General features: G+C 70.8%; 11 protein-coding genes and 1 pseudogene. 5 read left to right on the top strand and 7 right to left on the bottom strand.

The window, feature by feature from the left end; translation table 11 throughout:
• Together ITP53_RS35500 and ITP53_RS35495 are read right to left on the bottom strand one after the other, a co-directional pair.
• Positions 1-660 (bottom strand): 4'-phosphopantetheinyl transferase family protein (locus tag ITP53_RS35500; protein WP_195899833.1); only part of this gene is annotated, 660 nt, incomplete at its 3' end.
• A complete protein-coding gene (locus ITP53_RS35495) occupies positions 657-1502 on the bottom strand; it encodes a metallophosphoesterase family protein (RefSeq protein WP_407941363.1) in 846 nt (281 codons plus the stop codon). The genes ITP53_RS35500 and ITP53_RS35495, both read right to left, overlap by 4 nt.
• A 290-nt stretch (positions 1503-1792) precedes the next feature.
• Here ITP53_RS35495 and ITP53_RS35490 point away from each other — a divergent pair.
• The 4 genes and pseudogenes from ITP53_RS35490 to ITP53_RS35475 all read left to right on the top strand — a co-directional run.
• A pseudogene (locus ITP53_RS35490) lies at positions 1793-3127 on the top strand (2-isopropylmalate synthase); the annotation flags it as partial.
• A 20-nt stretch (positions 3128-3147) separates the two neighbouring features.
• Entirely contained in the window at positions 3148-5862 is a 2715-nt protein-coding gene (locus ITP53_RS35485) for an AAA family ATPase (RefSeq protein WP_195899830.1), read from the top strand.
• Positions 5863-5979: 117 nt separating this feature from the next.
• Positions 5980-7587, top strand: coding sequence for an acyl-CoA carboxylase subunit beta (locus ITP53_RS35480; RefSeq protein ID WP_407941362.1), 1608 nt, complete (start codon positions 5980-5982; stop codon positions 7585-7587).
• Positions 7587-7760 (top strand): acyl-CoA carboxylase subunit epsilon, encoded by a 174-nt coding sequence (locus ITP53_RS35475; protein WP_195899829.1) that lies wholly within the window; start codon positions 7587-7589, stop codon positions 7758-7760. The genes ITP53_RS35480 and ITP53_RS35475 overlap by 1 nt, the downstream gene beginning before the upstream one ends.
• 59 nt (positions 7761-7819) lie before the next feature.
• On the opposite strand, the gene ITP53_RS35470 is transcribed toward ITP53_RS35475, so the two are convergent.
• The 4 genes from ITP53_RS35470 to ITP53_RS35455 are packed head-to-tail and all read right to left on the bottom strand — an operon-like array spanning position 7820 to position 10255.
• Positions 7820-8275: an anthrone oxygenase family protein gene (locus ITP53_RS35470; RefSeq protein WP_195899835.1), complete on the bottom strand. Its 456-nt coding sequence runs from the start codon at positions 8273-8275 to the stop codon at positions 7820-7822.
• A 5-nt stretch (positions 8276-8280) separates the two neighbouring features.
• A complete protein-coding gene (locus ITP53_RS35465) occupies positions 8281-9141 on the bottom strand; it encodes an LLM class flavin-dependent oxidoreductase (RefSeq protein WP_236051501.1) in 861 nt (286 codons plus the stop codon).
• The gene (locus ITP53_RS35460; protein WP_195899828.1) at positions 9138-9518 is read right to left on the bottom strand and encodes a SchA/CurD-like domain-containing protein; all 381 of its coding nucleotides are present in this window, start codon (positions 9516-9518) and stop codon (positions 9138-9140) included. The genes ITP53_RS35465 and ITP53_RS35460 overlap by 4 nt, the downstream gene beginning before the upstream one ends.
• Positions 9518-10255, bottom strand: a complete 738-nt coding sequence (locus ITP53_RS35455) for an SDR family NAD(P)-dependent oxidoreductase (protein WP_195899827.1) — start codon at positions 10253-10255, stop codon at positions 9518-9520. Before ITP53_RS35455 ends, ITP53_RS35460 begins: the two co-directional genes overlap by 1 nt.
• 160 nt (positions 10256-10415) lie before the next feature.
• On the opposite strand from ITP53_RS35455, the gene fabG reads away from it, so the two are divergent.
• Positions 10416-11162: a 3-oxoacyl-ACP reductase FabG gene (gene fabG, locus ITP53_RS35450; RefSeq protein ID WP_195899826.1), complete on the top strand. Its 747-nt coding sequence runs from the start codon at positions 10416-10418 to the stop codon at positions 11160-11162.
• A 75-nt stretch (positions 11163-11237) separates the two neighbouring features.
• On the opposite strand, the gene ITP53_RS35445 is transcribed toward fabG, so the two are convergent.
• Entirely contained in the window at positions 11238-12113 is an 876-nt protein-coding gene (locus ITP53_RS35445; protein WP_328816795.1) for an NAD(P)-dependent oxidoreductase, read from the bottom strand.
• Positions 12114-12124 lie beyond the last annotated feature (11 nt).

The following is a 12124-nucleotide window of genomic DNA, read 5'->3' as shown; positions in this document are numbered from 1 at the left end:
GTAGATCGAGGAGGGCATGACGATCGCGGTCACGATGAGCCCTTCCCCGGCCAGCCAGCGTCCGGAGAAACCGGTCAGCCGGTGCCGGTTCAGCTGCGGGCCAGGCACCTGCAGCCGCGCCTCGAACGTGCCGCCCGACCCGATGACGACCCGTACGTCATGGAAGCCCAGCCATCGGCGGGCCAGCGGGAACCACGCCTTGTAGACCGACTCCTTGGTGCAGAACAGCAGCCGGTCCCAGCAGATGCCGGGGCGTTCCGCGTTCAGCTCGCGCACCATCTGCTCCTCCTGGGGCAACGCGATCGCCTGGAGCACGCCCAGAGGCAGTTCCTTGTTGGGCTCGGCGTCGATGCCGATGGCGGCCGCCTCGACCTGCGTGGCCACCACCACACCGCGGTAGCCCCTGCAGTGGGTGATGCTGCCGATGACCCCCCGGGGCCACAGCGGCTCCCCGCTCTGCCCCGACAGGATCGGCGTGGGCTGCCGGCCGAGCAGCCGGATGGCCCGCCTGGCGCACAGCCTGGCGGTGATGAACTCCTTGCGCCGCTTGCCCACCGCCTTGCTGATCATCGCCTCCTCCTCGGGGAACAGGCTTCCTTCCAGCTCGTCCTCGGTGGTGTCGGCGGACACCGCGTACGGGGGCAGGATGGACTCGATCATGACGGATCCTCCGCGGGAAGCACCGATCTGAGCACAGTCCCTGACCTGGTCCACTGGAGCCACTCGCGCGGGTAGCCGAGGGAGACCTCCTCGAAGCGGACCCCGTCGTTCCAGCTCGTCCTCGGAATGTGCAGATGACCATAGACCGCGACGCTGGCGGCGAAGCGGCGATGCCAGTCGTGGGTCAACTCCGTCCCGCACCACATGGCGAACTGCGGGTGGCGTAACACCAGCGTGGGTTCGCGGATCAGCGGAAAGTGGCTGACCAGGACGGTCGGGATGCCGGGGTCGCGCTCGGCCAGCCTGCGCTCGGTCAGCTCCACCCGGGCGCCGCACCACGCGTCCCTGCTCGGATAGGGATGGCAGTGGAGATAGAACTCGTCGGTGCAGAGGACACCGGCGCTCCTCGCCCAGTCCACCGCGTCCTGCCGGGGGACCCCGGGGGGACGGAAGCTGTAGTCGTACAGCAGGAACAGCGGGGCCACGGTGGCGGGGCCGCCGGAGCCCGTCCAGACGGGATAGGGGTCCTCCGGGGTGATCACGCCGATGCGCCGGCACATCGCGACGAGGTGGCGGTAACGCTCCTCGCCGCGAAGCTGGACGGGGTCGTCGCCCAGCGTCCACAACTCGTGGTTGCCCGGCGTCCAGACCACCGTGGCGAACCGCTCCTTGAGCACGGTCAACGCCCATTCGATGTCCGGGGTCAGTTCGGCGACGTCACCGGCGACCAGTAACCAGTCGTCCTCGGACTCGGGCCGGAGACGCTCAAGGACCTGGCGATTCTGCGGGTGGGAAACATGCAAGTCACTTATCCCCCAAAGACGTCCCTTGCTCTTATTGATCACGTTTTTTACGATACGTTGCGGTGTTTTCCCATCAATAGTCCCGCGCCTCATGTCCAGGGTCCCCGAACCGTCGATACGGGGATTAGGGGTGCTCCCCGCCGGTGGGGCGCGCGGCCGGGCGACGGCCCGGATGGCCGGGGGAAATAGCGGCTCGAAGCCGGGCGGATAGCCGTGTACGCCAGTCTGAGCATTGGCAGGGGCAGGAATCTCGGCCCCACTCCTACTCCACGCATATCCGGTTCACACGAACATCGGACACTCAAGGAGGGACTGCCGTGAACGGGCCATTGAACAGGACTGCAAAGGCGGTCCGGCGGTACACCGCTCCCACCCCGATAGCGCTCCCCGACCGTCGCTGGCCGGGCAACACCGTGACCTCGGCGCCACGCTGGCTGTCGACCGACCTGCGCGACGGCAACCAGTCACTGGCCAGCCCGATGGACCCGGCACGCAAGCTCAAGATGTTCGACCTGCTGGTGCGGATGGGTTACAAGGAGATCGAGGTGGGGTTCCCGGTGGCCAGCCGGGACGACCACGCGTTCGTCCGGCACCTCATCGAGCGGGATCTGATCCCCGACGACGTACGGATCTCCGTGCTCGTCCAGGCGAGGGACGACCTCATCAGGAGGACGGCCGAGAGCCTCGCGGGAGCGCCGCGCGCCACGATCCACCTCTACAACGCCACGTCGCCGGTGTTCCGGCGGCTGGTTTTCGGCATGACGAAGGACCAGTGCAAGGATCTCGCCGTCCAAGGCACCCGCCTTCTCATGAAATATGCGGACAAATGGCTGAGCGACTGTGACCTCGGCTACGAATACTCGCCCGAGCTCTTCAACGACACCGAGCCCGACTTCGCCCTGGAGGTCTGCGAGGCCGTCATGGACGCCTGGCAGCCGGGCCCCGGCCGGGAGACCATCGTCAACCTGCCCACCACGGTCGAGCGGACGACCCCGAACGTCTTCGCCGACCAGGTCGAGTGGTTCGGCCGCAACCTGTCCAGGCGCGCGCACATCTGCCTGTCCGTCCACCCGCACAACGACCGTGGCACCGGCGTGGCCGCCGCCGAGCTGGCGCTGCTCGCAGGCGCCCAGCGCATCGAGGGCTGCCTGTTCGGCAACGGGGAGCGGGCAGGCAACGTCGACCTGGTCACGCTCGGCATGAACCTGTTCAGCCATGGCATCGACCCTGGCGTGGACTTCTCCGACGTCGACGCCGTCCGCCGTACGGTGGAGGAGTGCAACGGCATGCCCGTGCACCCGCGCCATCCCTACGGCGGCGAGCTCGTCTACACCGCCTTCTCCGGCTCCCACCAGGACGCCATCAACAAGGGCTTCGACGCGCTCCAGAGCGAGGCGGAGCGGGCCGGCCTGGCGACCCGCGACCTGCCCTGGGCCGTGCCGTACCTGCCGGTCGACCCCGCCGACGTGGGCCGCTCGTACGAGCCGGTGATCCGGATCAACAGCCAGTCGGGCAAGGGCGGCGTCGCCTACGTGCTCAAGGCCCATTACGCTGTGCGGCTGCCCCGCCAAGCGCAGATCGAATTCGCGCGCATCGTCCAGCGGCAGGCCGACAGCGAAGGCACGGAGCTCTCTCCGAGCCGGATTCGCAAGCTGTACGAGCGTCTGCCAGGGGGAGATCGGAAATGGACCTGATCGAGCGCGACGAGGCGCTCGCCACCATGGAGGCACTGCTCGCGAACATACTCAACGGCCGCGGCTGCGTCGCCGTGGTCAGCGGCACCGTGGCCACCGGCAAGAGCAGGCTGCTCGACACGTTCGCCCAGGGGACGGCCGAGCGGGGCGCGCTGTCCATCGCCGCGACGGGCTCCCCCATGGAGCAGGCTCTGCCGCTGGGCGTGCTAGGCCAGCTCATCGACGAGGCGCCGCTGACGGAGGAGGAACGCGCCAGGGCGGTCGCCCTGCTCAGGGAGGGCGCACTCGGCGACCTCAGCTCCGACCGGCTGGAGCCACCCCACGCCCAGGTCGTGCACGCGCTCTGCACGGTGCTCGTCGAGCTGTCCGAGCGCTACCCGCTGGTGATCATGGTGGACGACGCCCACTACGCGGACCGGCTTTCCCTGCTCTGCCTGGCCTACCTGTCCCGGCGCGTCCGGCTAGCCCGGGTCATGCTGGTCCTCAGCTACTCCGAGCACGTACGCGAGTCGGAAGCCGGCACCTTCTCCTGGACGCAGCTGTTCCCCGGACCCCGCTGCCACATCATCCAGCTGCACCCCCTCTCCCCTGCCGCCGTCCACTCCCTGGTCGCCGCCCGGGTGGGGGCGGAGCCTGCAGAGCGGCACGCCGAGGACTGGCACGCGTACGGCGCCGGCAACCCCCTCCTGCTCAGCGCCCTGCTGGCGGAGTCCTCCGAGGGCCGGCCCGTCCCCGGCGACCGGTACGGCCGGGCCGTGCTGGAGTGCCTGCACCGCGGCGAGGCCGAGTTGCTCTGCGCGGCGCGCGGGCTGGCGGTGCTGGACGAGGTGGACTCACTGCACCGGCTGCTCGGCGTCGAGCGGACCAGGCTCGACAGGGCGCTCCGCTCCCTGACCACGGTCGGGGTGCTGGACTCCGGCCGCTTCAGGCACGAGGCGGGCCGGCTCGCCGTACTGGCCGAGCTGAAGCCGGCGAAGCGGATGGACCTGCACCGCCGGGCCGCCGAGCTCTGCCACGAGGACGGCGCCCCCACCGAGGTGATCGCCGAGCACCTCCTGCACTCCGGGCCGCTCGACGCCCCCTGGGTCGTCCCCGTCCTCACCGAGGCGGCCGGGGACGCGCTGCGGGAGGGGCGCGTCAAGCCGGCCATCGAATACCTCCGGCTGGCCTGGCACGCCGCCTGCGACGAGCGGGAACGGACCCGGCTCGCCATCATGCTCATGCGGGCGGAATGGCGGATCAACCCGGCGGCGCCGGCCAGACGCCTCACCGACCTGGTCGAGACGATGCAGCGTGGCTGGCTCAGCGGCAGCGACGCGGTGGTGCTGGCCAGGGCCCTGCTCTGGCACGGCAAGCTGGACGACGCCAGGGAGGTGTTCGACCACCTGACAGGCTCCGACGTCGCTCATGACCCGGAGACGGCGCTTGAGCTGGCCATCGCCCGCTCCTGGCTGCGTTCCACCTATCCGTCGATCGAGCTGCCGCCGGACGAGACGCCGACGCCCAGCACCCATGTCCCGCTGACTGCCATCCACCGGCTGGAGTCCAGCGTCGCGCTCACCGACGTGATCGTCACGGGGCCGCGGTCCGACGCCATCGCGGCCGCCGAGCGGGTGCTGCGGGTGTGCCACCTCGACGAGATGACGATGGACACGGTGGAGAGCGCCCTGCTGGCGCTCACCTACGGCGGGCTCGCGGGAAGGGCCGCGCCGCTGTGCGAGCTCTTCCTCGCCGAGGCCGCCGCCCTGCAGGCCCCGAGCCGCCTGGCCAGGCTCGCCGCCATCCGGGCCGAGATCGCGATCCGCCAGGGCGACCTGCGGACGGCCGTCCGTCAGGCGAGCAACGCGCTGGAGCTCGTCCCGGTCAGCAGCTGGGGAGCGACCGTCGGGGGCCCGCTCTGCAGCCTCGTCATCGCGCTCACCGCCATGGGCCGCTACGAGACCGCACGCGACCTGCTCGACCGGCCCGTGCTCGACGCCATGTTCGAGACCAGGTACGGACTGCACTACCTGTACGCCAGAGGCCGCTACAGCCTGGCCATCGGCGATCCCGCCGCGGCGCTCGCCGACTTCAGGCGCTGCGGTGAGCTGATGGAGCAGTGGAACCTGCAGGCGCCCGACCTCTTCCCCTGGCGGGCCGACGCCGCCGACGCGCTGCTGCGACTGGGCGACCAGGAGCAGGCCAGGTTCCTCATCGAGGATCAGCTCGTCAGGTTCGGCTGCTCCTCGACCCGCGTGCACGGCATCTCCATGCGCCTGTTCGCCGCCACCAGCGAGATGCGCCACCGCCCCAATCTGCTCAGGAGGGCGGTCGACCTGCTGCAGTCGAGTGGCGACGAGTTCGAGCTGGCCAGGGCGCTGTTCGACCTGGCGGAGGCGTACGACAAGCTCGGTGAGCGCAGGCGGGCCGGGATGATCATGGTGCGGGCGCGGACGGTGGCCGCCGAGTGCGGTGCCGCGCTCGACAGCACGGTCCAGGCCGTGGAGGTGGAGGCGCCCGCGGCGCGGGAGCTCGGTGACGAGGCGGCCGTGCTGAGCGAGGCCGAGCGGCGGGTCGCGGTGCTGGCCGCCGCCGGGCACACCAACCGGGAGATCGCCGGTCAGCTCTATCTCACGGTCAGCACGGTCGAGCAGCATCTGACGCGTACGTATCGCAAGCTCAACATCGGCGGACGGAGTGATCTCCCGGCGTCTCTCAGCTTTTAGCACCGGGGCTCAGCACCGCGGCGTCCCTCACCTTCTAGTGGTCGGGTAGGGGTGCCGCGGCGCGGAACCCGTGTGTTCCTCTGGAGCGGCAGCCACCTGACATGGTGAGGGGAACGCATGCTGGATCGGAAAGACACCGGAACCATCCAGTCACCGCTGATCGACCTGCCGCGCGAGACGATGCGCGACCGGGTCACGGAGCTGGATCTCCTCAAGGAAGACATCAAGAGCGGGCCGGGTGCCGAGGCCACGGCGAGACAGCACGCCAAGGGCAAGCTGACCGTACGAGAACGGCTGGAGGTGCTGCTCGACCCCGGCTCGTTCGTGGAGGTCGAGGCCTTCCGCCGGCACCGGGCGATCGACTTCGGAATGCAGCACCGGCGACCGCACACGGACGGCGTGGTGGCGGGCTGGGGACGCATCCACGACCGGCGCGTCATGGTGTTCGCGCACGACTTCCGGATGTTCGGCGGCGCGCTCGGCGAGGCGCACGCCGAGAAGATCCACAAGGTGATGGATCTCGCCGAGGCCGCCGGGGTGCCGCTGATCAGCCTGAACGACGGGGCCGGCGCGCGCATTCAGGAGGGGGTGACGGCGCTCGCCGGTTACGGCGGCATCTTCCAGCGCAACGTACGCATGTCGGGCGTCGTCCCCCAGATCAGCGTGATGCTCGGGCCGTGCGCCGGCGGAGCCGCGTACTCGCCTGTGCTCACCGACTTCGTGTTCATGGTCGACGGCATCGCCCAGATGTTCATCACGGGTCCCGATGTCGTGAAGGCGGTGACCGGCGAGGAGATCACCGCCGACTGGCTCGGGGGCGCACGCGTGCACGGAACCGTTTCCGGCGTGGCCGGCTTCGTCTATCCGGACGAGGTCTCGTGCCTGGAGGACGTGCGTTTCCTGATGTCCATGCTGCCGTCCAACAACCAGGAGTTGCCGCCGTCCGTCGTCGCCACCGATCCGCCTGACCGGAGTAACGACAGCCTGCTCGACCTCGTCCCGTCCGAGCCGTCGATCCCGTACGACATGTCCGCCGTCATCGAGGAGATCGTCGACGACGGGGAGTTCTTCGAGTGGCACGCCAACTGGGCGGGCAACCTCATCTGCGGCCTGGCCAGGTTCGACGGCGAGGTGGCCGGCATCGTGGCCAACCAGCCGCGGCACCTGGCCGGTGTCCTGGACATCAGCGCCTCGGAGAAGGGCGCCCGGTTCATCCAGTTCTGCGATGCCTTCAACATCCCGCTGATCAGCCTTGTGGACGTACCGGGTTTCCTGCCGGGCACCGACCAGGAGCACGGCGGGATCATCCGCCACGGGGCCAAACTGCTGTACGCCTACTGTGCCGCCACCGTCCCCCGGATCCAGCTGATCCTGCGGAAGGCGTACGGGGGGGCGTACATCGTCATGGACTCGCGCTCCATCGGGGCGGACCTCTCCTACGCGTGGCCGACGAACGAGATCGCCGTCATGGGCGCGGAGGGCGCCGCCAACGTCATCTTCCGCAGGGAGATCGCCGCCGCGGACGACCCAGAGGAGCAGCGGGCCAAGCGCGTCGACGAGTACCGCCACGTCCTCATGCATCCCTACTACGCGGCCGAGCGCGGTCTCGTGGACGACATCATCGATCCGCGCGAGACCCGGGCGACCCTGATCCGGTCGCTGGGCCTGCTCCGGGCCAAGCACTCGGCGGGCCCGCGGCGCAAGCACGGAAACCCGCCGATGTGATGGACTTGCACATCGTGTCGGGACAGCCGACGGACACCGAGATCTGCGCGCTGATCTGCGCGCTCACCGCCCTGCGCACGGCTCAGGCCGCCCGGCCTGAGCCGTGCCCCCGCGCCGGCCGCCCCCTCGGGGAGTGGTACGGCTACCGCTCCCCCCGCTCCTGGACCACCTGAGAAACGGCACATGCGCCATGAGCCCGGGGGAACCCCCCGGGCTCATGGCGCACGAGCGATCAGAAGATCAGTGTCAGCGCGACGCTGTTGGCGGCCAGCGCCACCATCGCGAGCGCGGTGCGCAGCAGATGCCAGCGCCGCCACACCGGCCGCGGATCCTCCCATCCCGGCGGGACCGCGTCCGGATCGGTCCTGTGCACCCGCTTGTTGATCGGCACGTTCCGCAGGTGCGAGACCAGCGAGACGCCGGCCAGGCACACCGTCGCGCAGATGATCAGCGTGCGGTCGAGCGCCCCGGGCGCCCAGACGGCCAGGACGATGTCCAGCAGCGTCGTGCCCAGCACGATGAGCGGCATGGTGGGGTCCCAGTTCCGGCCGAGCAGCGTGTGCGTGTAGACATAACGGTCGGGCGGCATGGCCGCCAGCGCCGGCACGGTGCTGACGGCCACCGCGAACAGGACGCCCGCCACCGTGCCGCTGCCGAGCAGCACCAGCACGGCCAGGACGTTCAGCATGGTGCTCACCCCCAGACCGCGTCGGCGATCAGGTCCGCCTGCCCCGGGTCCTGGACGCACGGGAACAGCAGCAGTTCGTCGCAGCCCGCCGCCTCGTAGCCGGCGACGAACTCACGCAGCCGCTCCGCGTCGGTGAGCACGCTCCGGACCGCCATCTCGGCCTTCCACCCCATGAAGGAGTAGTAGTCGAGCAGGTGGTGCCCGGCGTGCTCGAGTGCGTTCGGCCCGAGCGCCACGTAGGCGATCGCCACCAGGCGCGGGCGGTCGGCCCGGCCCGCCGTACGCCACGCCTCGCGTACCTTGCCGGCCAGCTCGCCATAGCCGGACGCCGAGCTGCCGCCGGCGATCCAGCCGTCGCCGAAGGCGGCGGCGCGGCGCATCGCCGCGGGCGAGTGGCCGCCCACGAGCAGCGGCGGCCCGCCCTTCTCGGCACGCGGTCCCGGGACCGGCCCGTCGCTCTCGCCGCTCCAGAACCCGCGCAGCTCGCCGAGCAGCTCGTCGAGCCGCCGGCCACGGTCCCCGTAAGAGGTGTGGCACGCCTCGTAGTCGTCCTCGCGCCCACCGGCGGCGGCGCCCACCACGAGCCGTCCTCCGGAGAGCCGGTCCAGGCTGGCCAGCTGCTTGGCCAGCAGCGCGCGGTCGCCGCGGTAGGCGGCGATCAGGATGGTCGTGGCCAGCCGGATCCGGCTCGTCGCGCCGGCCGCGCCGGCCAGCGTGATCAGCGGCTCGTAGCCGTCGTACATCAGCCGGTCGAGCACCCCGAGCGAGGAGAAGCCGAGCTCCTCGGCCCGCTTCGCCCAGGTGAGCAGGTCGCTGCCGCTGATCCCCGACACCATCGTCGGCAGCCCGATGCCCAGCTCCATCATCGGCCCGCAGGATGGGTGTCCACGGACAGCTGGGCGATGCTGCGCATGAGGGCGTCGCGGAAGTACGCCTGGAACGCCTCCGGCGTCGAGGTGTCGCGCTGCTCGACGAGGTAGGGCGCCAGCTTCTCCTCGATCAGGTGCACGCCCTTCTGCTGGGCCATGTGGGCGGCGACGACGCGGAAGTCGCCCTCGTAGTGGATCACTCGGACCAGTACGCCGTCCTTGATGAAGACGCCAGTGCCGAGCAGCCGCCCGGCCTCGTTGCCGGTCACGTCGCGCATGGTAGGGGTGTCCACCCGCTGGAACGCGCCGAAGATCTCCGCGATCTCGTCGTCGAAGCCGGGTCGGACCTTGTAGGTAATGGCGGCATAGGGCATCAGACGCCTCCGTCCACGTTGAGTGTGACCCCGGTGATGTACCGGGACACGTCGCTGGCCAGGAAGAGCACGGCCGCCGCCACCTCGTCGGGGGCGCCGAGGCGCCCGAGCGCGGTCACGGCCTTGATGAGGTCGGCGACCGGGGGCGGCGGCCCGTCACCGGGCCCTTTCACGATCACGCCGGGCGCCACGGTGTTGACGCGTACGCCCCGCCCGCCGAACTCCCTGGCGAGCGACCGGGTGAGCCCGGTGAGCGCCGTCTTGGAGGCGCAGTAGTGTGCGCTCTCCGGGCGCCCGCGCATCCCGGCCGACGCCCCGATGTAGATGACGGAGCCGTGGTCGGCGAGCAGCCCGATCGTAGCCTTGGTCACCAGGAAACAACTGGTGAGATTCGCCGAGACGACGCGGTCCCACTCCTGCACGGTCAGCTCGCCGAACCGGGCGCGGCCGTCGACTCCGACGTTGTTCACGACCACGTCGAGCCCGCCGAGCGCCTCCTGGCAGACGGTCGCGAGCGCGGCCGCGCCGTCGGGTTCCGTCACGTCGGCCTGCACCACGCGGTGCCCGTCACCCAGCTCCTTCAGTTCGCGGGAGAGGCTGTCCGCCGCCTCTCCCGGGCTGCGGTTGCACGCGACCACGCGGGCTCCCGCCCGGGCGAACGCCAGTACGGTCGCCCGGCCGATCCCCTGCGTGCCACCTGTGACCAGGACACGTTTGCCGGCCAGTTCAAGATCCACGATCAACCTCCGCTCAGGGCTGTCCTGGCCGATGCTGGCCCGTCGCGCTCGTGCTGGGCTGGAACGGGGCTCGACCGGCCGAGCGGGCGCAGGCCGGGGGTCGTACGGGCGTCGAGCCGATTTCGAGCCGTCCCACCGGCGCCGATGCGACCCTGAGCGCATGAGCCTCACAGACACGCGGGTCGCGCTTGTCAGCGGCGGCTCGCGCGGCATCGGCCGGGCGATCGTGCTGCGGCTGGCGCGGGATGGATTCGATGTCAGCTTCTGCTACCAGAGCGCCGACGAGAGCGCCGCCGCGGTGGCCAAGGAGGCCAGGGAGTACGGCGGTCAGGTGCTCCCTGTCCGGGCGGACGTCGCCAGCGGCCAGGCGATGCGTGACTGGGTCGCCCGCGCGGAGGCCGAGCTCGGCCCGGTCGACACGGTCGTGACGTCGGCCGGCATCACCAGGGACGGGCCGCTCATGCTCGTGGAGGAGAGCGACTGGGACGCGGTGCTGCGGACCAACGTCGGCGGCGTCCACCACCTGTGCCGCGCCGCGGTGTTCGGCATGATGAAGCGCAGGTCCGGCTGCGTGATCACCATGTCCTCCGTGGCCGGCGTGTACGGCAACCCGACCCAGACCACCTATTCCGCCTCGAAGGCCGCCGTCATCGGCTTCACCCGGGCGCTGGCCAAGGAGATCGGCGGGCACGGCGTGCGGGCCAACGTGGTCGCGCCCGGCCTCATCACCACGGACATGACCGACCAGCTCAGCGAGCGGGTCACCAAGCGGCTGCTGGGCGCGATCGCGCTACGCCGGTTCGGCCACCCCGAAGAGGTGGCCGAACTCGTCGCCTTCCTGGCCTCGGACCGGGCCGCGTACATCACCGGCAGCGTCTTCGAGGTCCACGGCGGGATCGCGATCTGAAGCCCGCGATCCTCCGAAGCCCGGTGATCCGAAGCACGGCCCTCCGGAGCCCGGCGATCCGGGCCGGGCCCCGCCTCAGTGGACGGAAGCCCGCAGCTCGGCGATGGCGGCGGCGTCCTTGTCGCCGTCACCGGCGCGGATCGCCGCGCCGAACCGCTCGGCCACGCCCGCCGTGACGGGCAGCTCCAGGTCGTGCGCCGCCGCGCCGGACACCGCGAGGCGGAGATCCTTCTCCATCAGGGTGCTGCGGAACGCCGGCGGCTCGTAGCGCCTGGTCCGCATCAGCTCCGCGCGGAACGCGAGCGCCGGCGAGCTGAACCCGCTCTTGGCGACGGCCGTGAAGAACAGGTCACGGTCGACGCCCGCGCTGACGGCGAGCTGCGCCGCCTCGGCCAGCGCGGCGATCTGGTTGCCGAGGATCAGGTTGAAGGACAGTTTCAGCGCGCACGCCGAGCCGGCCGGGCCGACATGCACGATCTCCTGGCCGAGCGCCTCCAGGACGCCGCGGGCCTCGTCCGCCTCCTCGCTCCCGCCGGCCGTGAAGATCCGCAGCTGACCGGCCCTGGCCATCGGCGGGTTCCCGATCACGCACGCCTCGAGGCGCCGCGCGCCCACCTTGGCCAGCCGCTCGGACGCGTCCGCGGAGTACGCGGGTGACACGGTCGAGGTGTCCACCACGAGCGCCCCAGGACGCAACCGCCCGGCCAGCTCACCGAAGAGGACCTGCTCGACCGCCGCCTCGTCGCTGAGGCTGAGCAGGACGATCGAGGCGTCGCGGCCGGCGTCGCCGATCGAGGCGGCGACACGTGCTCCCGCCTCGGCCAGCGGCACGGACTTGGCCGCCGTCCGGTTGTAGACCACCAGCGGGAATCCGGCCGCGCGCAGGCACAGAGCCATGCCGCCGCCCATGCCGCCCAGACCGATGAAGGCCAGCTCGTTGTCGCCGCTCACTGCAGTCACCT

It is taken from the genome of Nonomuraea cypriaca (assembly GCF_015645445.1).
GTDB lineage: Bacteria > Actinomycetota > Actinomycetes > Streptosporangiales > Streptosporangiaceae > Nonomuraea > Nonomuraea cypriaca.
This window is presented reverse-complemented; position numbering and strand designations above follow the sequence as displayed.

Coding starts and splice junctions, on each gene's coding strand:
- ITP53_RS35480 (WP_407941362.1), top strand. CDS start 5,980: ATGCTGGATCGGAAAGACACCGGAACCATCCAGTCACCGCTGATCGAC.
- fabG (WP_195899826.1), top strand. CDS start 10,416: ATGAGCCTCACAGACACGCGGGTCGCGCTTGTCAGCGGCGGCTCGCGC.
- ITP53_RS35465 (WP_236051501.1), bottom strand. CDS start 9,141: ATGATGGAGCTGGGCATCGGGCTGCCGACGATGGTGTCGGGGATCAGC.
- ITP53_RS35485 (WP_195899830.1), top strand. CDS start 3,148: ATGGACCTGATCGAGCGCGACGAGGCGCTCGCCACCATGGAGGCACTG.
- ITP53_RS35460 (WP_195899828.1), bottom strand. CDS start 9,518: ATGCCCTATGCCGCCATTACCTACAAGGTCCGACCCGGCTTCGACGAC.
- ITP53_RS35475 (WP_195899829.1), top strand. CDS start 7,587: ATGGACTTGCACATCGTGTCGGGACAGCCGACGGACACCGAGATCTGC.
- ITP53_RS35470 (WP_195899835.1), bottom strand. CDS start 8,275: ATGCTGAACGTCCTGGCCGTGCTGGTGCTGCTCGGCAGCGGCACGGTG.